Here is a 21,470-nt window from a genome sequence, read left to right on the forward strand (position 1 = left end):
AAAAAAGTCGTTATCAAAAGGTAGCGGCCTTTTTTGTAGTTCGAACCCCATCATTCCTTCGTTTCTGGTGTCTCAACAATATGTTGTATATAATGAAACCTGAAACGAATGAGCTATTTTACGCTAAGGCATCCATAGATTTACGACGTTTGAAGGGAGGAGCTAAATGGATGAATTACTTTATCTAGGTGTTTTCCTCATCTATACTATTGCTATTCTTATCTTTGGTAAACACGGTTTCGATAAAACGGATGAGCTGAAAGGGTATTTTCTAGCGGGAAGAAATCTGCCTTTGTTTCCGAGTATTGCGTCCTTTTGCGCGACATGGTTTAGTGCAGCATCGCTTCTTGGTCTCCCAGGTTTGATTTATGAAGGGGGTATGTCCGTTATTTGGACAACGGCAATCGCCTGGTTGCTTGGATTAATCGGCTTGTTTTTTATTTCAACAAAACTCTATACATATAACGTTGTAACGGTTCCAGAGTTTTTCTTAGTACGTTATGATTCAAAGCTACTGCAAGTTTGGGTTGGAATTATTCTTAGTGTTAGTTATCTCTTATACGTTGTGATCCAAATCCGAGGGTTTGGTATTGTGGTTAGTCAAATGCTTGAAGTGCCTTATACGGTAAGTGTGTTTTTGATCTATATTTTTGTTCTGTACACGACGTTTGGTGGTCTTCATTCTGTTGCCCGTACGGATATTTTTCATTTCTGTTTAATACTGTTTGGAACGATGCTAGGAGCTCTATTTATTGTGGGTGAAATAGGAGGGCTATCTGAATTGATGACGGGCCTATCAGCGATTGCGGATCGAAGGGATGATTCTTATTTGGCTCTGTTTCCTGAGGGGGGCTTATCGTTCTGGGCGCTAGTGAGTGCGTTCTTATCACTCGGCATTGGTGTTGCGGCAAATCCTCAATACGCCGTGCGGATCCTTTCGTCTCGATCAAAAGAAGTGGCGTTAAAGATGGTTATCTCGAGTACGGTCTTTTTAGTTCTTATCTATTTTTCTATTTTTGTCATTGGGATAGGTTCAAGAGTATTGGATCCTAACGTCTCGTTTAGTAGTACAGATGAAATTTATCCTTTTATTATTACGTATTTACTCCAAACGCCTTTGAAGGGGATTTTGCTTATTAGCGTTGTCGCTGCTGCCATTTCTACGGCTAATTCTCAGCTTCTTATTATGGCGACGAGCTTTGTGTATGATATCACGCTTCCGATCCGCAGGAAAAAAGCGATTGATCTAAAGGTGATTTCATGGACGCGCTGGATGATTTTTATATTTGCGACGTTTTCGCTCATTATTGCATTCACTCCGCCGGAGGGAATCGTTCCATTTAGCGGACATATATGGGGGATCATTGCCGTTTCGTTGTTTTTCCCTTTATACGGGGGGCTGTACACGAAAGTGGCGAAACGAAATGCCCTTCGTTCATCGTTCGTCGGCTTATTCACCTATCTTATTGCCTTTCTTCTTCTTCCACAGGAGGTTCAGGCAACTTATCATCCCGTTCTACCGTCCCTTGCGATAGCAGGACTGTTCTTCTTTTGGAAAGGGGGTAGATCTTCCTAATGCGTCATTCTATTGAACGTAAAATATTAGTCCCTTTCTTAATTATCGTTCTGCTACCGATCTTTATCATTGGTGCTGTCTCGATGTGGTCGAGCTATCAGTCTGAGAAACAATTAAAACAGGCAACAGCTCAAGAGCAGTTGATTAGTCTTAATCGCTATGCGGATAAGCTCAATGAACGTGTTCAGAACGGAGATATGAGTGAAGAAGATGCGAAGTCATTGATTAAAATCATGATTAATGAAACGAAAGGTTTGTATGTAGAAGAAGAGGATGGCACCCTATCTTCAGAGGGGGAAGTCGTTCAACCGAATGAAATAGATTGGTACAATGGAGAAGCTAGGTCCAATTTATGGACAGAAAACACCGTGCTAACAGAGCAGCTAGAGCAGTGGAACTGGACACTTTATCATCCGCTGACATTCTCTTTCTATTCCGGATCACTCCCGAATATTCAAAAATATACGCTGTTAATTAGCATTTTTACAGGTGTGATTGCCGTTCAGTTTACAATTATTCTTTCGTATCACCTTTCAAAACCAATCAAAAACCTTGCTGCTTTTTGCAAAAGGATTGCTCTTGGTGAGAGAGAGGACGATCTTCATATGAAAGAGAATCGTAAAGATGAAATTGGTGTGCTTTCAACCTCTTTAAAAGAAATGGTGCAAACACTTGATGAAAGAAACGTCCAAATTGAGAAAATAAAGAAGTTGAATGAAACGATATTGGATAGTGTTCACGTAGGCATCGTTCTTGTAATAGAAGGAGCTAGCTCTGTCTACAATGAAGCGGCTCAGACGATGATGAAGGAAGACCCTCTTTTAAGAGAGCGGTTTGAGAAATTAACGATTCACGAAACAAAAAAAAGAAGTGAAGAAATTTGGAATCATAAACGACATGAAGAGAAAGTGTTCTATGCGGTGAGTTATAAAGTCTTAAACACAACAGAAAAGCAGCGATCCATTATTACATTTGAAGACATTACACATAGAAGAAAATTAGAGCAGCGAGTGGAGCGAATGTCTCGCCTTGCTTCATTAGGTGAAATGGCGTCCGGGATTGCTCATGAAATTAGGAATCCACTAGCTGGCATTAAAACGACGACAGAGCTATTAACACGAAGACTTGAGTTGTCAGAAGATCAGCTTGCGTTGACAGAGAACATGATGTTAGACATTGATCGTGTGAATAAAATCATCACCAATATTCTCCAATTCTCAAGACCAATGGATACGAATCCTTCTGTCATTCATGTAGATGATGTCTTTCATTCACTCGTCTTACTGATGAAGACAATGGCGAGCGAAAAGAATGTCACGCTAGAGATTGAACGAAACGAAGATGAAATCATCGTAGACCGCGATCATCTTCGTCAAATTCTATTGAATTTAATTCTAAATGGGATCAACGCTATGCCTGATGGCGGCAAACTGACGCTTTCAAGTTACCGAAGCGGAGCGAATGTAACGATGACGATCTCAGATAATGGCATAGGTATGGAAGATTCTGTGATGGAGAAGATCTTTGATCCATTCTTTACAACACGTTCTGAAGGAACAGGGCTTGGTTTGTCGATCGTTCATCAGCTAGTCGTTCAGAATAATGGGGAAATGGATGTAAGAAGTACCCTTGGAAAAGGCACGACGTTCTTTATCACATTTCCAACGAGGAAGGGGGAGGTTTAGATGGCCGTGAAAGTAGGGATTATAGACGACGAAACAACGCTTCGTCTTACACTCCAGATGTTCCTTGAAGATGAAGGTTATGAAGTGCGAGTCGCCTCAACGCTTGAAGAAGGCTGGACGTTAGTGGATGAATTTAGTCCTCAAGTGCTGCTATTAGATATTCGCTTACCAGATGGGAATGGTCTTGATTCCCTGCACAAGTGGAAAGAGCATTATCCCGAAATGGCTGTGATGATGCTCACGGCGTACGGTGATGCAAAGACGGCCGTTCGTGCGATCAAGGAAGGGGCTTTTGATTATTTAACAAAGCCTTTTGAACTCGAAGAACTGAAAATCACCCTAGAAAAATGGATGAAACAGCACCATCTTGAAAAAGAAGTGGAGCGATATAGAGAAGAGGAGCGAAGAACCAAACTAGTTCGAATGATCGGCGAAAGTGAACAAATGAACGAGTTGAAAGACAAAATTTCTCTTATTGCAGAGAGCAATGATACGACTGTGCTCGTAAGAGGAGAGACGGGGACAGGGAAGGAGCTTGTGGCAAGAAGTATCCATCAACAAAGCCATCGTCATGAAGGACCTTTTGTTGCAGTGAACTGTGCGAGTATACCTTCAGATCTCATTGAAATGGAACTTTTCGGTCGAGAAAAAAATAGTGCACCAGATCAGTCTCAACCGAAGATCGGGTTAATGGAATGGGCAGATGGCGGAACACTATTTCTTGATGAAATCGGTGATTTATCACTCGATATTCAGGTAAAGCTCCTGCGCTTTTTAGAAGATAAGAAGATTAAGCGAATTGGCAGTGTGCACGATATTGAAATGGACGTGCGTGTGATTGCTGCAACGAACCGTTCTCTTGAAAAGATGATACAGGAGAAGGAGTTTAGGTCCGATCTTTATTATCGATTGAACGTCGTACCAGTGAAGCTACCTCCCTTACGTGAACGTGAGAATGATATCGTCATGCTAACAGATTATTTCCTAAATGAATTTTGTCAGCAAATGAGGAAAGAAACGCCAATGCTCCGAGCGGATGCGAAAAAGCGACTGTTGAACTATGATTGGCCAGGTAATGTCAGAGAGCTCAAAAATACGATTGAGCGAATTGCCATTTTACACCGAGAAGATGAGCTTGCCGCTCATCATTTTGACTTCTTAAACCCAGTTGAAGGACAAGTAGAAGGATCGAAATCAATTGAAGAGGTTGTCTTCGATAAGGAATTTTCATTAGAAGATCATATTGAATCAATTGAAAAGAAATATATTGAGAAAGCGATTCAAGACGCGAAGTGGAATATTACGCAGGCCAGTAAGCTACTAGGCATTAGTCGGTATGCCCTGCAGCGTCGAATTGATAAATACGATATAACATGAGCGAAATCGCCCGATATGGGCGGTTTTTTTGTGCGGAATCTTATAAAATTATCTGAAAATTACGTGATATCGTAGAGGTAAGAGAAAAAACGCATCGATTCATGTAACGGATGAATCATATAAAAAAGGGGGAATTTGATGGCTTCGAAAAATAAAGAACCTTTATCAATAGAGAATCGTCCAACGAAAAGCAAATGGGGTGTCATTCTTGGCGCTGCCTTCTTAATGGGCTCATCAGCTATTGGACCAGGTTTTCTAACCCAGACGGCTGTCTTTACCGAACAACTTCTAGCAAGCTTTGGGTTTGTTATTCTAATGTCCATTATTTTAGACATTGGTGTACAAGCTAATATTTGGCGAATCATTGCAGTATCTAAGAAAAAAGGTCAAGACATCGCCAACATGGTTGTCCCTGGACTCGGCTATTTTCTTGCGTTCGCCGTAGCGCTTGGTGGACTTGCCTTTAATATTGGGAACGTCGGTGGTGCCGGACTCGGAATGAATGTTCTCTTTGGCATTGATCCTCGTATCGGTGCAGCGATTACAGGCGTGATTACGATTGGGATTTTCCTTTCGAAGGAAGCTGGCGTGGCGATGGATAAAATCGCACGAATTCTCGGTGGAATTATGATTTTACTTACATTGTACGTAGCGTTCCAAAGTAATCCACCAGTCGGAGATGCGATTACGCATACATTTGCGCCAGATAAAATTGATGTGTTTGCGATTATTACATTAGTCGGTGGAACAGTTGGCGGATACATTACGTTTGCAGGGGGACATCGTCTGCTTGATGCCGGGATTTCAGGTAAAGAAAACCTCCATCAGGTGACGAAAAGCTCTGTTTCAGGAATTTTAATTGCGTCGATCATGCGTGTCTTTTTATTCCTTGCGGTGTTAGGTGTTGTTTCAACAGGATTTAAATTAGATCCAGCCAACCCGCCTGCTTCTGTATTTCAACAAGCAGCCGGGGCGATTGGTTATAAAATGTTTGGTGTTGTTCTTTGGGCAGCAGGAATTACGTCAGTCGTTGGCGCGGCGTATACATCTGTTTCGTTCCTAAGAACGCTATCGAAGAAAGTGGATCGTCATCATTCAGGAGTAACGATTGGATTTATTGCCGTATCGACGATCATTTTCACTTTCATCGGAAAGCCGGTTCTGTTACTGATCCTTGCTGGAGCATTTAACGGATTGATTTTACCGGTTGCTCTTGGGACGCTCCTTGTAGCTGCTTATAAGAAATCAATCGTAGGGGATTACAGGCATCCGCTATGGCTAACGATCTTTGGTGGGTTTGTCTTCCTTATTACCGCTTATTTAGCCATCGTTACACTTATTGATAAAGTGCCACAGCTTTTTTCTTAATTGTTAGGAGGAACATGTGTGAAACTTGATTATTATCCGCTTGGTGATACGGGCATTCAGCTTGTATTTGGTACCGAGATATCAGAAGAAACGAATCAGAAAATAAGAATGTTTGCAGACGAACTTGCGCAGCACCCTATTAATGGAGTGGAAGAATGGGTGCCAGCTTATACAACGTTAACGATCTATTATCTTCCAAGCAAAATTTCTTACAGTACAATGAAAGAAAAGCTTGAGGAAATGAACGAACAACAACATGGAAGAGAAGCAGAATCTGCTTCTCTTGTTTATATCATCCCAACCTATTATGGGGATGAAGTAGGATCCGATTTAGAGTTTGTAGCGGAGCATAACGGATTAAGTAAAGAAGAAGTGATCTCAATTCACGCTGATAAAGATTACCTTATTTACATGATGGGCTTTGTCCCTGGATTTCCTTATCTAGGAGGAATGTCTGAAGAAATCGCAACGCCAAGACGTGAAAATCCACGTGCTGAAATAGAGCCTGGATCTGTTGGTATTGCTGGAGCTCAAACGGGCGTCTATCCGCTAGAATCACCAGGTGGCTGGCAGCTTATTGGACAAACGCCTGTTAAGCTGTATGACCCGACAAGTGAGTCACCGATCTTATTAGAATCAGGTCATTACTTACGTTTTGTTTCTGTTAGTAAAACAGAATTTCTAGAAATCAAAGAAGCGATTAAGCGTGGAGACTATGTTGTTGAAACCGAAGAGAAGAAGGTGGGATATCATGAAGTCAGTTGATTTAAATAGTGATTTAGGAGAAAGCTTTGGGGCGTACAAAATCGGTAATGATGAGAATGTTCTTCCTTTTATTTCATCAGCCAATATCGCGTGCGGTTATCATGCGGGAGATCATAATGTCATGATGAAAACAGTCGAGTTAGCCAAGTCTCTAGGGGTATCCATTGGTGCACATCCGGGATTTCCTGATCTTGGAGGGTTTGGCAGGCGAGATATGAACATGTCACCTGATGAAGTATATAACCTCGTCGCATATCAAGTTGGTGCCATTCAGGGTGTTGCGAATGTCCATCAAGCCACTGTTTATCACGTGAAGCCTCACGGTGCGCTTTATAACAAAGCATCGAAAGACGCTGCTATAGCCAAAGCGATTGCAAACGCTATCTATGCCGTTAACCCGAACCTCGTTTTATACGGATTAGCAGGAAGCGAATTAGTGAAGGCAGGAAGAGCATGCGGGTTAACCGTTGCGGAAGAAGTTTTCGCTGATCGTACGTATCAACAAGATGGTACGTTGACTCCAAGAACGGAGCCGAATGCGATGATTCATGATGCGGACGAAGCTGTGGAACGAGTCATTCGCATGATAACAGAAGGGAAAGTAACCGCCGTCAATGGCAGCGATATTAGTATTCAAGCTGATACGATTTGCGTGCACGGAGATGAGCCTGAGGCGCTGCTTTTTGTTCGGAAATTGAGAGAACGTATCGAGGAAAATGGAATAGAGATCAAACGTGTTGGAGTGAATGCCAGTGTCTAACTCACTATTTAAAGTAAAAAAATCAGGTCTTTTATCCACCATTCAGGACGATGGGCGAAAAGGATATCAGCAGTATGGCATTGTTGTATCAGGAGCCATGGATCCTTTTTCCATGAATATCGCTAATTTTCTTGTTGGTAACAAAGGGAATGAAGCGGTTCTTGAAGTAACAGTTATGGGCCCTGTATTAGAAGTGTTAAATCAGGCTGTTATAGCGATCTGTGGCGGTAACCTTTCCCCAAAAGTGAACGGTGAAGAGGTTCAAATGTGGAAGAGCTTCGAAGTAAAAGAAGGAGATCGGCTTGAATTTGGGCAGCCGCTTTCAGGAGCAAGGTTATATATCAGCGTAGCAGGCGGCTACGATGTTCCATTCGTTATGGGCAGTAAATCCACCTACTTAAAAGCAGGGATTGGCGGTATTGAAGGACGAGCTCTTGAAAAAGGTGACGTGCTTTGTCGTGCGGAAGAAATCAAAGGAGTTAGCGGACGTGCCCTTCATCCTGAAGAAATTCCTGACTACCATAGAGAGCTCGATATACGCGTTGTCATGGGACCTCATGCTTTTACTGAAAAAGGGACCGATACCTTTCTATCTACCCCTTATGAAGTGACGCCGCAATCAGATCGAATGGGCTTTCGCTTGAAAGGTGAGAAAATCGAGCACGCGGATTCAGCCGATATTATTTCTGAAGCCATTCCGCTTGGCGGGATTCAGGTGCCTGCTAGTGGCGATCCAATTATTCTTATGTCTGATCGTCAAACAACCGGCGGTTATACACGAATCGCCACTGTTATCTCAAGTGACATTCCATATCTTGCTCAAGCGATGCCAGGTAGCACGATTCGTTTTCGTGAAGTAACTGTAGAAGAAGCGCAAGAAGCTTATGAAGAGAATGATCGTTTTATGCGTACGTTAGGTAAAGTGTCTAATCCCCGTCGATAAAGGAGAATACAACATGTTAAGTTCAAAAGAAATTATTGAAATGATTAAATATGTGGATGGTTCAACTGTAGATGAGGTTCATTATGAACATGATAGCTTCGTAGTAAAAGTGAAAAACCAGAATCCTTACGGAGATGGCCAAGTTAAAAGAGAAGAGCAGGAGTCTGCTAATGTCACACCAACGGCCGTAGAGGAGCGCGGGCAGGCTAATGTTATCCCGAGTCAAGACGAGGAAGAGATCTCAGAAAGCACTCATACCGTTACGTCACCAATGGTTGGGATGTTCTACTCCTCACCTTCACCTGATGATCCCGCCTTTATCCAAGTAGGGGATGCTGTTCAGGAAGAAACCGTTGTTTGTGTACTAGAAGCGATGAAGATGTTCAATGATGTGCAAGCAGATGTGAATGGAGAAATCATCGAAATTCTTGTCGAGAATGGTGACCTTGTTGAATTTGGTCAACCGCTATTCTTAGTAAAGCCAGAATAGGAGGGATCAGATGGGTATTCATAAAGTACTAATTGCAAATCGAGGCGAGATCGCCGTTCGCATTATTCGCGCCTGCCACGAGCTAAACCTTACTGCTGTAGCGGTATATTCAGAAGCGGATCGGGACGCGCTTCATGTTCAACTAGCAGATGAGAGCTACTGTATTGGACCAACATCTTCAAGTGAAAGCTACTTAAATGTTGGGCATATCATGACTGTTGCCGTAAATAGCGGCGTAGATGCTATTCATCCGGGATACGGTTTTCTTGCAGAAAATGCTAGTTTTGCAGAGATCTGCGAAGACTGTGACATTGCGTTTATTGGTCCTAGTAAAGAAGCCATTAATCGCATGGGAACGAAAGATGTTGCGCGAGCGACGATGGAAGAAGCAGGTGTTCCAGTTGTTCCTGGTTCAGACGGCATTATTGAAACGAAAGAAGAAGCGCTTGAGCTTGCGAGTGAAATGGGATATCCCATTATTATTAAAGCAACTGCAGGCGGTGGCGGCAAAGGAATTCGCGTCGTACATGAGGAAGAAGAACTGATTAAAGCGATTAACATGACGCAGCAGGAAGCAGAGAAAGCGTTTGGTAATCCGGGTGTCTATATTGAAAAGTTCATTGAGGATTTTCGCCATATCGAAATTCAAATTATCGCAGATTTGTATGGTAACGTGATTCATCTCGGTGAGCGAGACTGCTCGATTCAAAGACGTATGCAGAAGCTCGTTGAAGAAACACCTTCACCTGCTTTAGATCAATCGATTCGTGAAGCGATGGGAGATGCAGCTGTTCGGGCAGCTAAAGCTGTGAACTACGCTGGGGCAGGAACGGTCGAATTTATTTATGACGTTAATGGAAACTACTATTTTATGGAGATGAACACACGGATCCAGGTGGAGCATCCTGTAACAGAGATGGTCACTGGCGTTGATTTGATTAAAGAACAAATTAAAGTGGCCGATGGTGAAAGACTTTCCCTCACACAGGATGAAGTGAGTTTGAAGGGATGGTCAATCGAATGCCGGATCAATGCAGAAGATCCTGAAAACGGTTTTATGCCATCACCTGGGAAAGTAGAAATGTATTTACCTCCAGGCGGTTTTGGCGTGAGAGTTGATTCAGCTGTTTATCCAGGTTACGTGATTCCACCGTTCTATGATTCGATGGTAGCGAAGCTTATTACATACGGCGCTACTCGTGAGGAAGCGATGCAGCGTATGAAGCGGGCACTCAGTGAATTTATGATCAAAGGTGTGAAAACAACGATTCCCTTTCATCAAAAATTACTAAGGCATGAGAAGTTCGTTGAAGGTGATTTTAATACAAAGTTTCTTGAGATCTATAAAGAGCTATAAAGGAGATGACGTGTTGGAAACCCCTTATACACAGCGACAGCAGTATCGTGAAAATCTAGATAGTGGAACGACCTCAGGTAAATGTGATGGTTACTTACAGGCGAATATGATTACGCTTCCGGCTGAGTATGCGTTCGAGTTTCTTTTATTTTGTCAGCGCAACCCAAAGCCATGCCCTGTCGTGGATGTTCTTGAAGCAGGTCAGGTTACACCTCGTATTGCTGATGCCGACATTCGAACAGATCTGCCCAAGTATCGCATTTATAAAAATGGCGAGCTAGAAAGGGAAGCACTTGATCTAAAAGACGTCTGGCAAGATGATTTCGTTACGTTTCTGCTTGGATGCAGCTTTACGTTTGAACGAGCGCTCGTTGAAAAAGAAATCAGCTTGTTGCATCAGGAAATGAACCGCGTTGTTCCGATGTATCAAACGACGATTCCTTGTGAAGACGCGGGTCGCTTCAATGGGGAGATGGTTGTAAGCATGAGAGCGATTAAGAAAGAAGAGCTCGATGAAACGATATGCATCACATCGAAGTTTCCGCTTGCGCACGGAGCGCCGATTCATGTGGGCCATCCATCAGAAATAGGCATTGAAAACATAGAGAATCCGGATTACGGGGAATTTACCCCTTTTGACGAAGAAGAGCGAATCCCAGTTTTCTGGGCGTGTGGCGTTACACCTCAATATGTTGGGTTAAACGTGAAGCCTGAGATTATGATCACGCATGCGCCAGGACACATGCTCATTACCGATCAAAAAGAATAGTTGGCAGTATTTTGATGAAAAAAGTTCGGTTCGATAGCACAGTAAATAAGTTGTGCTAACGATCGAACTTTTTTAGATTGTCTTCGTTATGAGAGATTAGGTCATTTAGATCATATGATAAAATAAAAGAGATCGATTGAACGTTTCGCCAAAAGTGGGAGGGGTGTGAATCATGACAATTGTTAGCTTCTTACTTATTGGTTGGATCTTAAGCTGGTTTAAATTTGAACAGCTGTTTATTCAAGCTTTTCAAGAGCTTTTTAATAAAACGATTACGAAAGCAAGCTACTACTTTATTTTTTTCTGTATCGGATTGATCGGAGATATTGTGCTGCTATTGAATGGGAGTTTTCTTGAAATGATGTAGTTTTAGATAAAGGGGAAAGCACGAAATGGTGAGAAGATCAATTGGGAATATAGCTGGGTTATACAATCTATTAATAGCACTCGGAGCCATTTCGACAGGCGTTTATATGTTAGCTGGCATGGGCTTTTTTTTAGTTATCCACCGGAATGGCAGGGGATTCTTCCTTTTTAAAATTGAGGAGTGCTCCCCCTTATTACGATCGTATTGTTTGGGTATGGCAATGTTACGGCATCGATATCCAGCTTTACTAGGAAGCATAGTAAATCCTATCCCTTCTCTCTTCTTATGGGAGCGGCACTGCTTTTCTGTATCGTGTTGCAAGTGATTATGCTCGGGGAATGGTACTTAGCCTCCATTGAGCTATTGCTTCTAGGTCTGATCGGAAAGACGCTAGGTTCTTTTGTCTTTCGATTTTCAAAAGAATAAATTTTAGTAAAAAGTCACTTCCAAATAGGAATGGCTTTTTTATTTTATAACTTTACAATGACAAAATAACGTATAAGTGAAAAAATGGAAAGGGGAGGTGTTAACTATAATGACAAAAGCTAATCGGCTTTCTGTTGGGATGTTTTGTCTCATTTTGATCAGTATAGGAACAGTGATGATCTTTATTTATTGGCGAGATGGATACGCGTATTCAAGCGAAATGGTGCTCGGGTGTTTAGGTGTCTTTTTTCTTTCTATTTTGTACTTTGTAATTTCAACTATTTGGAAAATGAGACTGCTAAACAAGTACGAATTAAAAGAGAGGGCAGGCACATTTCTCAAATGGTTTGCGGGTCTAAGCGTTATGAATCTATTGTTCTCATATTTTACTTCATCGGAGATAACCGGATATGAATTTTTCACCTCATTTGGACTAGCGATGGGCATCGCATTTAGTGATGTGATGTTTCTCAAAAAGAAATCTTATTAAAAAACATTTGAAAAAGGAGAATACATAATGAATGTTGCCCTAAAATGACGAAAAAGAGCAGTTCAGATAGCATTATTGTCATTATGATATCCTGCTTATTCCCCCAAATGGTATAGCAGCGATTTTAACGAAGTGTACTTCCCTAGAATAAAAAAGATGCCCCAAAAAATTAACGTGAAACTCTGGGGGCATCATGTGTTTCAATTTTCTTTTTTTTGGATTTCAAAACCGAACGGCTTCCTGTGAATCTTATTCTTTTCCTTCAGTAGAGTACTCTGCTAGCACTATAGCGATTTCGTCTTCAATGTCCTTGATGTCATCTTCTTCAACAAATTGATTCAGTAAAATGGAAAAGACGAGGCCGCTCCCTTGTTCCACATATCCTGAAAGGGAAGAGACGCCGGTTAATGATCCGGTTTTGGCATGGACGATTTGTTCTGCAGCTGTGTCTCTCATGCGATATCGTAGCGTACCGCCCTCAGATCGATCTGAATCGCCTGCAATTGGAAGAGAACGATAAAAGGGGTCAAACCAGCTTTCGGTTTGGACGTTAAATAGAAATTTGGAAAGCTGATTTGGTTTAACTAATGTAACGTGAGAGATACCTGAACCGTCTCGCAGACGCATATCGTCGGTGTGAAGGCCTTGCTTTTGAAGAAAGTCTGTCACTACTTCCAATCCAGCTTCCCAACTGCCTTCATCTTTCTTCACTTTCCCCATCTCTTTCACTAATATTTCAGCATGACCGTTATTGCTTAGCTTCATAAATGGAATAAGAAGCTCCGATAATGGCATGGATTTCTTTTCAATGAGAAGAGTCGCATCTTCAGGTGTTTTGCTTTGTTGAATGTCACCCTTGAATTTAATTCCAGCTTCTTTTAGTGATTGGTTCATTAAGCTCAGTGCATATTGCGGGGGATCCCATACCGCAATCCATTCACGCTTACGTGAGGCATCTTCAGAAATTTCACCTTCTACTAAAATTGTATTCGATCCATGTTCTCGTGAAATAGTTAATTCGGCATCCTTGTCCGCCTTGACTGTTATGGCACGGTTTTCAACTGTTAGGACATCGGAAGAAGGTGAAAGTTGAACATCAGCTTGATCGCCAGGTTGTTTTCCAGGATAAACTTCAACAATGATCGTACCCGCGTCGTAATCTTCGTTTGGTGAAGCTGTTAATGCTGAAACTTTGGCACCATAATAGTTGTCTTCATCCGACCAAACCATATCCTGTGAGAGAGCTTCTTCGTCATACCAGCTGTTATCGCCTATGAGATCACCTTGTATCTTATGTACACCTTTTTCTTTTAAAGATTGTGCAAGTTCATCAAAGTCTTCTTTAAGAAGGGTAGGGTCTCCTTTTCCTTTTAGATAAATGTTTCCTTTAAGGTTATTTTTTTTGAGTTCTCCATCAGTGAGCAGTTCAGTGCTAAACCGGTAGTCTGGACCAAGTGTTTCAAGTGCAGCTCCGGCGGTGAATAATTTCATATTAGAGGCAGGAGTGAGCCGGGTTTCGCCATAGTTCTCATAGATTAACTCACCTGTATTAGCCGCTCGGACGCTTATCCCTGCGATTGCGCCATCTAGAAGTTTATTTGATAGGATATCATTTAACTGTGTTGAGAGAGTACTGTTTGTTTTGTCTGCACTTGCATCTTGATGAGAAGTGAGAGGGGGGAAGATAAGGAGGAATAGCAGCGATATGATTAAGCAACTTTTCAGTGTTTGTTTCAATTCATCATCTCCTCGTTGTTTAGTATGATCAAATATGGTTTCAACTAAAATACATTGTAGAAGGAACTCTACTTAATTTTGTTCACCTCCGTTTAATTAACTAAATGGTCGTTACAATTTAAACCTTTCGTGTAACACATTCAAATCCCCTTTCATTTCAACAAAGTTGAATCTTTTTACACATGCCCTAGCTGAGAAAAATAGTGAAATAAGCCTATAATCATGAAAACACAAAAAAGCAGCTGCATATTAGCAACTGCCCCCACTTCATTAATATACTTTATCTCCATTAAAAATGGAGTTCTTCACTACGACATAATCTACCGTACGAATTGATTCTAGCTTGTCTCCGCCTGAATAAGAAATCGCCGATTGAAGATCCTGCTCCATCTCTGTAAGCGTGTCTTGAAGATCTCCTTTATGCTCAACGAACATTTTCTTACCTTCAACGTTTTTCTTCTCGCCTTTTTGAAATTCAGAGGCAGAACCGAAGTATTCTTTGTATAGCTTGCCATCTCGTTCGAACGTTTCACCAGGTGATTCTTCGTGTCCTGCAAAGAGAGAACCGATCATCACCATCGAAGCACCAAAACGAACGGATTTAGCGATATCGCCATGCGTACGAATACCGCCATCTGCAATGATTGGTTTTGTTGCTGCTTTTGCACACCAGCGTAGAGCTGCGAGCTGCCAGCCACCAGTACCAAAGCCGGTTTTAATCTTCGTAATGCACACCTTACCAGGTCCGATGCCGACTTTCGTAGCGTCAGCACCTGCGTGCTCTAACTCTCTGACAGCTTCAGGCGTGCCAACATTTCCAGCAATCACAAAGCTTTCTGGGAGGTGCTTCTTAATATGACCGATCATTTCAATGACCGCATTTGAATGCCCGTGGGCGATATCAATCGTAATATAGTCAGGTGCTAGGCCCTGCTCTTTAAGCTGTTCAATAAACGTGTATTCTTCCTCTTTGACGCCCACGCTAATAGAGGTGATGAGCTCACGAGCGTTCATATCACGAATAAAAGCGATACGCTTTTCCGGTTCAAAACGGTGCATCACATAGAAATATCCTTTTTCAGCCAGAGTAACGGCAATTGTTTCATCAATAATCGTCTGCATGTTTGCAGGTACGACCGGCAATTTAAATGTATGCTTGCCAAGCTTAATGGAAGTATCACATTCTGATCGACTGTTTACGACACACTTAGCGGGAATTAGTTGAATATCTTCATAATCGAATACGTTTTCCATGAGATTCACTCCTAAAAACGAATAATACGTTTTAATTTAATTTAAATGTTCGTCCATTTGATAATTTACAGGAATTCATTGTAATTGTCAAAGATTTTCTTGAAATCCTTTACATATGAGGAGGAAAAGAAAGGGATTCGAACGAAGAATATGGAAAATTAGAAGAGGAATCAAAAGAAATACGTCTAGTGGAACAGTATAGTAAAAAGTGTTTTCTAGAAAGAGTGAGCATAAAAAGGAGTTGGTCTTATGATACGAGTTGGCAGTATTTTTATACCAGTCACGGATCTTGAAAAATCAGTGAAATGGTATGAAAAGCATCTAGGTATTCATAAAATTCAAGAGTGGGGAGAAGGATTGGCTGAAGGTGTCGGCTTCTATTTTCCAAATGATTCGACTCAGCTTGCGTTAGTGAAAGTGGAGAACGTTCAGCCAACTGAATTTCACATCAAAGCAGAACGTCGGAATAGCTATTTCAATTTTCTTGTTGATGATATTGAAGCTTTTTATGAGAAGCTCAATAAGAGCGGTGTTAAAACGAATGAGCTTGAACAATTCGGGGGCATGACATGTTTTGATTTCTTTGACCTCGATGATAATTCTTTTAGCGTAGTTAGTGAAGTGGTAGATTCCCCGTTTCATGCTGATCAAGTCAAAAAGATGCAGGGTATGAAACGATGAAGGAAAATGAAAAAAGTTGCCCTGAGTGTGGCGAAAAAGAAACGAGAACAGGAGAATTTACTGGGTACGGCTCATTATTTAAGAAAAAAGGATTTGCGAAAAGTTCTCCGGTTGATGCTTGTTTCTGTGTTAATTGCGGTACAATCCTTTCTCTTAAGGTGAGGAACCCAAAGAAGTTTATTTAGTAAAGCTTTTAAGGAGGAGTAAAGATGGCGACTGATTTGTGGATGAACCTTCCTGTGCAAAATGTAGAAAAGTCGAAAGCTTTTTTTACAAAGATCGGATTTGCTGCTCAGGCCATTGGAGAAGGTGTTCAAGTAGTGATCGGTGCTCAAGGGACGAAGGTTATGCTGTTTCCTGCTTCAAAATTTGAAACGTTTACCCATCACAGAGTAGCGGATTCTATGAAAGCGACGGAAGTGCTTTTTTCAATTGGAGCGGAAGATCGAGAAGAAGTAGATGCAATGATAAAGAACGTGGAAAAGGCAGGGGGAGCAATCTATGCCAAACCCGGCTTAACAGATGGATGGCTCTATGGAGCAGGGTTCATTGATTTAGATGGTCATCGATGGAATGTGTTGTATATGGACATGGAGAAAATGCCGTAATCAAATGTGCGGGCTTTAAAGGTAACTCTCATCACAGTAGAGTTACCTTTTTGGTTAATTATTGAAACTTCCAAGTAGTTTCCATCGTAAATAAAGTAGGATAAAAGAATATCAGTAAGGAGAATAAGATGTACTTTAAACAGACGAAATGGTTGTCGATCATACTCGTTTTTCTGTTAGTGACTGGATGCTCCAGTGGAAATGCGTCGTCGGATAAACAGAGTGTGAAAACGATTGGTGGAATCGATCAGGTGGAATTGCTGAAATTTAGCGGGACATATGTTGGGGACAATTCAGCTGTTCTAGCCATTCTAGCGCAACTTCCGGGAAGCGGAACAGTTAATAAATTTGATTTATCTGATCAAAAGATAAGCGTGACATATGACGAGGAGCGAGCAAGTTCTGAATTAGACTTCAATTCTACCTGGTTTGATGGAGCAAACAGCGCTCAGAGGATTTTCCATTATAACGCGATTTACTTAACGATCTTAGTGCCGAACGCCAAAGAATATGAATTTCGAGTGCAAGATGAGAGCTTCCGAATAACGAGAGATGAAATGGTAGCCACATTAACGAGCAAATTTGGTGAATTTCCAAGCGAGGAGCAGCTTATGGAGGAAACATTCGCCGAGGAATATGTGAAAAAGCATGAAGAAGAATTAGAGAAAATGGCAAATAACTATGAGGACTATTTTAATTGATTAGTGATGTAAAAGTAGGTGTTAAATAAATGAAGAAAGTTCGTTACATCATGGTCCTTCCGCTAGCATTTATCCTATTGATAATTGGATTGGCGTCTTATAATAACAACCGAGCTATGGATATGGCGGTTGAAGGATGTAAAGAAGTAGGAGGAAAAGTCAATTTAGAAAAAGATCTTTTGGGCATAAATTGGCGTTTTTCTTGTGAGAAATAAAAGAAAGAAGGGAGAAGAGATCATGCCAACTTGTCAGACTTGTGGCTATACATGGAAATGGAAGGAAGCATTAAGATTAATTTATCGCGCAAAGGCCAGGTGTCCAAACTGTGACGCAAACCAATATCTATCTGCAAAATCGAGAAAACGATCGAGTTATACATCAATGCTAGTCGTTATTCCTCTTGCGATTACTTCAATTTATAGGCTTTCCTTATGGTTCTATTTGAGTTTTTCCTTTGCTTTACTAGTACTCATTCTTCTTCTTTCTCCTTTGTATTACCAGTTAAGTAACGAAGAGGAACCACTTTGGTGAATGAGAGGAAGTCAATTGGATTTTCATCAGTTGATGATGCTTCTCACGAGGGTAGATGGAATGTAGTAGGTATAGAAAGGGCATTTAAGAGAGGGTACATATATTAATCAATAAAGGATTAGTAGGTTGTTGTAGTCTTCAAGATAAGGGCAGTTTAATTGAATAACGAACCTTAATTCATAGTGTTATACTTACTGTAATAAAATGTAATAACACTACAGAAATCTATAGGAGGTTATTTTATGAAAACAAAACCTATTTCTACTCTCGTGTTAGTGGGAGTTATTGCACTTTCAATAGGCGGCTTGAAAGACTTTCAAAGTACCGAAGTATCGGGACAAGAAAAACAAGCAAAAGTAGAAAGTGTACAAGCATTCAGTAATGAAGGCGATGTTTTGACTGTTATAACAGCTGAAGAACAAAATATGATAGAGGATTCATCATTATCATCAGGATTTTTGCAACAAGAAAATGGAACTGGTGTTTTTTTTGAAAAGGTCAGGTAAACCTATAAGGATTTATTAAACAAAAAGAAGCGATTCTATAGTTTAGAATCGCTTCTTTTTGTTGCGACTAAGTTTTTTGTGCTTCTTTGCTAGTTATTAGGTGTTTCTGTTGAATGTATAGATTTAGAATTGAGATTCTGATACATTTATAGTTACTTCCAGTTATATACATACAAGGTCGCTAGGTAATAAACAGGCGTCAGCACCTTCTTTAAAGTTTGCTTTTTAATGGGGGATTACGTGTGAAGAGACTGAAGTATCTAGTTTACCTTCTTTCTACCCTGATATTTTTGTGTTCTTGTGAGGCACCTTTTAATCAGGTGATAGATCAAAATCATTTAAAGGCTTCAGAGTTTAACGCTGTAGGAATTCCACCTGGTACTGAAAGCAAATATGATTTAATGATTGAAATGGACAATAACGAGACCTTCACTGTAAAAGCCTCTATTTTGATAAAGAATATTTCAAACGATACTTGGAATGAAATCCCTTTTTATTTCATACCCAATATGTTCACCGCAGAAAACTCTCCTTCGCTTGAAACACCTTCAGATCTTAGTATGATTGAAGTTTCTTTAAATGAAAAAAAAGTAGAGTTCACGCTCCAAAAAGATTCGCTAACGATACCATTAACTCCAGCATTAGCACCTAATGAAACAGTAAATGTAGAATTTTTATATAACTTCACACTTCCAGAAAAAGGTCTGAGGTTTACTAAAAAAGAGTCGAATTTTTATTTAGCGCAATGGTATCCTATGGTGCCAACATATCGAAATGGGTGGAATAAGGAGGATTACCGTTTCAAAGGAGAATCCTATCATACACCATACAGTGATTTTCTCCTGACCTATAATGTTCCTTCAAATTATACGGTCGTCACCACTAGTGAAGCAGATGGAATACCAAGTGATAACGGAAGTGCATTTAAAATTGAAAACGTGAAAGAAGTATTTCTAGCATTGCTTGAAAGTCCCTATGTCGTTGAGAGGCAAGTGAATCATACAAATATTAGAGTATTTGGGGTCGATGGTCATTCGAAGAATGAGGAAGAAATTGCTGCTATAGCAAAAGATGCTCTTGAATACTTTCAAGAACATATAGGCATCTATCCAAACAGCCAGTTGGATATTATTCTGGATAGCATAGGTATGGAATACCCAGGGGTCGTCACCGCAGGTTCCTATTATAATACGAAACAAGTTGATACAGATTCACTCAAGAGTATGGTGGTCCACGAAATGGCTCACCAGTGGTTTTATGGGATGATAAGCAATGATCCCTATAATGATGCTTGGTTAGATGAGGGTTTGAGCGAACTAGCTACTATGTTGTTTTATTCAGATCTAGGGGAAACTGATTTTTCTTTTGAATTTGGAAATGAAATAAGTAAAGACTTTCCTTTGCCGGTTAATCTACCATTGGATGAATATCTAATGGGAGAACAAAGCTCATATATTTATGGAAAATCAACGGCAAAGTTAGGAATGTTATTTCAGAAGTATGGTGGGAAGGAAAAAGCCGAAGATTTTCTGAACGCCTATTTCGATCACTATCAGTATAAAGAAGTTGATACAGAAGAATTTGTAAGATTTATTAAGTATTACTTAAACCTTGAAAATAATGATGAATTTGAAGCTTGGTTGGATGGTTACTGAAAAGGTTTTATTAAGCAATCTCGGAGCGTTTTCTTAATATTGGATTTAGGGAAAGAAGCTGTAAGATAGGAGTGTTCCTATGAAGAGAAGCTCATCGTTTGGCATTGTAATGGCTACTTTACTATTTGGATTGGTAAGCTGCGCTGGAAATGTTTCTGAGAAAAAAGTCGAGAGCGGAGTAACAGTTAGTGATGAAATAGCCGAAAAGAATGGCACATTATCTAAGGATAATGCAGAAGTTATGATTTTTAATAAACTAAGTGACGAAGAAAAGCAGAAATACACCGTAGACTTTATTAAAGAAGAAGGAACAAAATATTATATTAGAGTTTACGATCATAGTAGTGGCGAAGTAAAAGTAAAAAAGATCTATACTATTGATTTTCAAACAAAAGAAATTGAACAAATTGAATAAATGGACCAATGAGTTCTCAAAAATTTTATAATCCCACATCATTAAAGGTTTTCTTTCTTCCGCAATCTCGGAGCGATTAAAGAGTAAATAATAAGTTTAGGGAGGGAATTATGGAACTAATATTTGTACGACATGGTCAAGGACAGCATACACTAGATACACCTAATAGTTTACATATGAAAAATCCTTCTCTAACAAAAGAAGGAAAAGAGCAAGCATATTTATTAAGAGATACTTTTCATCTGAAAAGTGAAGACACGCTCATTATAAGTCCTACTCAAAGAACGCTAGAAACTGCTCAAATATGGATAGGAAGTGCGAAAGTTAAAGCAATTGTTAGTCCCCTGGTTTCTCCAAGAATGTTTCCACAAAAACAAGAATGGCGAACGCTTCCTTGTGACATAATGATGAAACGGGAAAACATTGAAAAGGTATTTCCTGAATTTAATTTAGATCACCAGGTTTCTGAAGAGCTTTGGAAAGATGGTATAAATGCTTTACCAGAGAAAGAGTTTCGGATTATTGGAGAAGAATTCTTGAGAGGGTGCAAGCAAGAAGAGAAAGGGAATATTTATGTCGTGTCACACGATGGAACGATCACATCCTATCGCCAGTTAATCTCAAAACGATTACTTACTAGAGATGACTTTCCCAAGGATGCTGGTTGGATAAGGATTCAGTATTAAACAAACTCGGAGCGATTTTTGAATAAGTGGGGAAACCAGTTTTGGACGGGTTTCCCTTTTTAGCTCCAGTATCAACAACCGCTAATGGACCGCAACCTTGCACCCTGTTTTCATATACAATAGTGAATATCAAAATGAGAAAACTTTTTAAACTTTCCAAAACTGATCGTTCCTGTAACTTTTTGTGACAGATTCTCTTAATCATTCCTTTGCTACGAAGCATTTCAGTCTTTTAATCGGATCAGACCTTTTTCTACAAGAGTATTAGAAATAACCCTATTTGTGATAAAATGCTAATGTGAATTAATTCACATTAGCATTTT

At 40.4% G+C, this 21,470-nt stretch carries 23 protein-coding genes; 21 read left to right on the plus strand and 2 right to left on the minus strand.

Annotated features, from left to right (window positions below):
- Window positions 1-166: 166 nt before the first annotated feature.
- The 12 genes from AC0VYV_RS04965 (at window position 167) to AC0VYV_RS05020 (ending at window position 12,373) form a co-directional block, all read left to right on the plus strand.
- On the plus strand, window positions 167-1,576 hold the full coding sequence (locus AC0VYV_RS04965; protein ID WP_475374515.1) for a sodium:solute symporter family protein: 1,410 nt from the start codon (window positions 167-169) through the stop codon (window positions 1,574-1,576).
- The gene (locus AC0VYV_RS04970; RefSeq protein WP_475374516.1) at window positions 1,576-3,261 is read left to right on the plus strand and encodes a sensor histidine kinase; all 1,686 of its coding nucleotides are present in this window, start codon (window positions 1,576-1,578) and stop codon (window positions 3,259-3,261) included. Before AC0VYV_RS04965 ends, AC0VYV_RS04970 begins: the two co-directional genes overlap by 1 nt.
- Window positions 3,262-4,638, plus strand: a complete 1,377-nt coding sequence (locus AC0VYV_RS04975; RefSeq protein WP_475373374.1) for a sigma-54-dependent transcriptional regulator — start codon at window positions 3,262-3,264, stop codon at window positions 4,636-4,638. It begins immediately after the preceding gene.
- Window positions 4,639-4,776: 138 nt separating this feature from the next.
- Window positions 4,777-6,006, plus strand: coding sequence for an NRAMP family divalent metal transporter (locus AC0VYV_RS04980; RefSeq protein WP_475373375.1), 1,230 nt, complete (start codon window positions 4,777-4,779; stop codon window positions 6,004-6,006).
- Between the two features lie 18 nt (window positions 6,007-6,024).
- Window positions 6,025-6,771, plus strand: a complete 747-nt coding sequence (gene pxpB, locus AC0VYV_RS04985; RefSeq protein WP_475374517.1) for a 5-oxoprolinase subunit PxpB — start codon at window positions 6,025-6,027, stop codon at window positions 6,769-6,771.
- Window positions 6,758-7,531 (plus strand): LamB/YcsF family protein, encoded by a 774-nt coding sequence (locus AC0VYV_RS04990; RefSeq protein ID WP_475366730.1) that lies wholly within the window; start codon window positions 6,758-6,760, stop codon window positions 7,529-7,531. Before pxpB ends, AC0VYV_RS04990 begins: the two co-directional genes overlap by 14 nt.
- Complete coding sequence (locus tag AC0VYV_RS04995; protein ID WP_475373377.1) at window positions 7,524-8,474, plus strand: 5-oxoprolinase subunit C family protein; 951 nt, start codon at window positions 7,524-7,526, stop codon at window positions 8,472-8,474. Before AC0VYV_RS04990 ends, AC0VYV_RS04995 begins: the two co-directional genes overlap by 8 nt.
- Window positions 8,475-8,487: 13 nt before the next feature.
- Complete coding sequence (accB, locus tag AC0VYV_RS05000) at window positions 8,488-8,964, plus strand: acetyl-CoA carboxylase biotin carboxyl carrier protein (protein WP_475373378.1); 477 nt, start codon at window positions 8,488-8,490, stop codon at window positions 8,962-8,964.
- Window positions 8,965-8,974: 10 nt separating this feature from the next.
- Window positions 8,975-10,321, plus strand: coding sequence for an acetyl-CoA carboxylase biotin carboxylase subunit (accC, locus tag AC0VYV_RS05005; protein WP_475373379.1), 1,347 nt, complete (start codon window positions 8,975-8,977; stop codon window positions 10,319-10,321).
- A 13-nt stretch (window positions 10,322-10,334) separates the two neighbouring features.
- Window positions 10,335-11,090: a putative hydro-lyase gene (locus AC0VYV_RS05010; RefSeq protein WP_475373380.1), complete on the plus strand. Its 756-nt coding sequence runs from the start codon at window positions 10,335-10,337 to the stop codon at window positions 11,088-11,090.
- A gap of 172 nt (window positions 11,091-11,262) precedes the next feature.
- Window positions 11,263-11,457, plus strand: coding sequence for a hypothetical protein (locus AC0VYV_RS05015; protein ID WP_430243606.1), 195 nt, complete (start codon window positions 11,263-11,265; stop codon window positions 11,455-11,457).
- Between the two features lie 535 nt (window positions 11,458-11,992).
- Window positions 11,993-12,373 (plus strand): hypothetical protein, encoded by a 381-nt coding sequence (locus tag AC0VYV_RS05020; RefSeq protein ID WP_475373381.1) that lies wholly within the window; start codon window positions 11,993-11,995, stop codon window positions 12,371-12,373.
- Window positions 12,374-12,622: 249 nt separating this feature from the next.
- Here the strand turns inward: AC0VYV_RS05020 and dacB are convergent, their stop codons facing one another.
- Window positions 12,623-14,110: a D-alanyl-D-alanine carboxypeptidase/D-alanyl-D-alanine endopeptidase gene (gene dacB / locus AC0VYV_RS05025; protein WP_475373382.1), complete on the minus strand. Its 1,488-nt coding sequence runs from the start codon at window positions 14,108-14,110 to the stop codon at window positions 12,623-12,625.
- Window positions 14,111-14,380: 270 nt separating this feature from the next.
- Window positions 14,381-15,364 carry a GMP reductase gene (guaC, locus tag AC0VYV_RS05030; RefSeq protein ID WP_430243601.1) on the minus strand — a complete coding sequence of 328 codons (984 nt, stop codon included), beginning with the start codon at window positions 15,362-15,364 and terminating at the stop codon, window positions 14,381-14,383.
- Between the two features lie 249 nt (window positions 15,365-15,613).
- On the opposite strand from guaC, the gene AC0VYV_RS05035 reads away from it, so the two are divergent.
- The 9 genes from AC0VYV_RS05035 (at window position 15,614) to AC0VYV_RS05075 (ending at window position 21,147) form a co-directional block, all read left to right on the plus strand.
- Window positions 15,614-16,045: a VOC family protein gene (locus AC0VYV_RS05035; protein WP_475366738.1), complete on the plus strand. Its 432-nt coding sequence runs from the start codon at window positions 15,614-15,616 to the stop codon at window positions 16,043-16,045.
- A gap of 209 nt (window positions 16,046-16,254) precedes the next feature.
- Window positions 16,255-16,653: a VOC family protein gene (locus AC0VYV_RS05040; RefSeq protein ID WP_475373383.1), complete on the plus strand. Its 399-nt coding sequence runs from the start codon at window positions 16,255-16,257 to the stop codon at window positions 16,651-16,653.
- Window positions 16,654-16,781: 128 nt separating this feature from the next.
- Window positions 16,782-17,354: a DUF4825 domain-containing protein gene (locus AC0VYV_RS05045; RefSeq protein WP_475368540.1), complete on the plus strand. Its 573-nt coding sequence runs from the start codon at window positions 16,782-16,784 to the stop codon at window positions 17,352-17,354.
- Between the two features lie 29 nt (window positions 17,355-17,383).
- Entirely contained in the window at window positions 17,384-17,569 is a 186-nt protein-coding gene (locus AC0VYV_RS05050; protein WP_475368541.1) for a hypothetical protein, read from the plus strand.
- A 22-nt stretch (window positions 17,570-17,591) separates the two neighbouring features.
- A complete protein-coding gene (locus tag AC0VYV_RS05055; protein WP_430243594.1) occupies window positions 17,592-17,885 on the plus strand; it encodes a TIGR04104 family putative zinc finger protein in 294 nt (97 codons plus the stop codon).
- A gap of 242 nt (window positions 17,886-18,127) precedes the next feature.
- Window positions 18,128-18,391 (plus strand): hypothetical protein, encoded by a 264-nt coding sequence (locus AC0VYV_RS05060; protein WP_475374518.1) that lies wholly within the window; start codon window positions 18,128-18,130, stop codon window positions 18,389-18,391.
- A 242-nt stretch (window positions 18,392-18,633) separates the two neighbouring features.
- A complete protein-coding gene (locus AC0VYV_RS05065; RefSeq protein WP_475374519.1) occupies window positions 18,634-20,046 on the plus strand; it encodes a M1 family metallopeptidase in 1,413 nt (470 codons plus the stop codon).
- A gap of 79 nt (window positions 20,047-20,125) precedes the next feature.
- Window positions 20,126-20,461: a hypothetical protein gene (locus tag AC0VYV_RS05070; RefSeq protein WP_475366332.1), complete on the plus strand. Its 336-nt coding sequence runs from the start codon at window positions 20,126-20,128 to the stop codon at window positions 20,459-20,461.
- Between the two features lie 110 nt (window positions 20,462-20,571).
- Window positions 20,572-21,147, plus strand: a complete 576-nt coding sequence (locus tag AC0VYV_RS05075; protein WP_303536498.1) for a histidine phosphatase family protein — start codon at window positions 20,572-20,574, stop codon at window positions 21,145-21,147.
- Window positions 21,148-21,470 lie beyond the last annotated feature (323 nt).

The sequence above is a fragment of the Anaerobacillus sp. QJM3NY_17 genome (assembly GCF_056173665.1).

Excerpts from the sequence above, each read along its gene's own strand:
- AC0VYV_RS04965 (WP_475374515.1), top strand. The coding sequence starts at position 167 with ATGGATGAATTACTTTATCTAGGTGTTTTCCTCATCTATACTATTGCT.
- AC0VYV_RS04970 (WP_475374516.1), top strand. The coding sequence starts at position 1,576 with ATGCGTCATTCTATTGAACGTAAAATATTAGTCCCTTTCTTAATTATC.
- AC0VYV_RS04975 (WP_475373374.1), top strand. The coding sequence starts at position 3,262 with ATGGCCGTGAAAGTAGGGATTATAGACGACGAAACAACGCTTCGTCTT.
- AC0VYV_RS04980 (WP_475373375.1), top strand. The coding sequence starts at position 4,777 with ATGGCTTCGAAAAATAAAGAACCTTTATCAATAGAGAATCGTCCAACG.
- AC0VYV_RS04990 (WP_475366730.1), top strand. The coding sequence starts at position 6,758 with ATGAAGTCAGTTGATTTAAATAGTGATTTAGGAGAAAGCTTTGGGGCG.
- accB (WP_475373378.1), top strand. The coding sequence starts at position 8,488 with ATGTTAAGTTCAAAAGAAATTATTGAAATGATTAAATATGTGGATGGT.
- accC (WP_475373379.1), top strand. The coding sequence starts at position 8,975 with ATGGGTATTCATAAAGTACTAATTGCAAATCGAGGCGAGATCGCCGTT.
- AC0VYV_RS05015 (WP_430243606.1), top strand. The coding sequence starts at position 11,263 with ATGACAATTGTTAGCTTCTTACTTATTGGTTGGATCTTAAGCTGGTTT.
- AC0VYV_RS05020 (WP_475373381.1), top strand. The coding sequence starts at position 11,993 with ATGACAAAAGCTAATCGGCTTTCTGTTGGGATGTTTTGTCTCATTTTG.
- guaC (WP_430243601.1), bottom strand. The coding sequence starts at position 15,364 with ATGGAAAACGTATTCGATTATGAAGATATTCAACTAATTCCCGCTAAG.
- AC0VYV_RS05035 (WP_475366738.1), top strand. The coding sequence starts at position 15,614 with ATGATACGAGTTGGCAGTATTTTTATACCAGTCACGGATCTTGAAAAA.
- AC0VYV_RS05040 (WP_475373383.1), top strand. The coding sequence starts at position 16,255 with ATGGCGACTGATTTGTGGATGAACCTTCCTGTGCAAAATGTAGAAAAG.
- AC0VYV_RS05045 (WP_475368540.1), top strand. The coding sequence starts at position 16,782 with ATGTACTTTAAACAGACGAAATGGTTGTCGATCATACTCGTTTTTCTG.
- AC0VYV_RS05050 (WP_475368541.1), top strand. The coding sequence starts at position 17,384 with ATGAAGAAAGTTCGTTACATCATGGTCCTTCCGCTAGCATTTATCCTA.
- AC0VYV_RS05055 (WP_430243594.1), top strand. The coding sequence starts at position 17,592 with ATGCCAACTTGTCAGACTTGTGGCTATACATGGAAATGGAAGGAAGCA.
- AC0VYV_RS05060 (WP_475374518.1), top strand. The coding sequence starts at position 18,128 with ATGAAAACAAAACCTATTTCTACTCTCGTGTTAGTGGGAGTTATTGCA.
- AC0VYV_RS05070 (WP_475366332.1), top strand. The coding sequence starts at position 20,126 with ATGAAGAGAAGCTCATCGTTTGGCATTGTAATGGCTACTTTACTATTT.
- AC0VYV_RS05075 (WP_303536498.1), top strand. The coding sequence starts at position 20,572 with ATGGAACTAATATTTGTACGACATGGTCAAGGACAGCATACACTAGAT.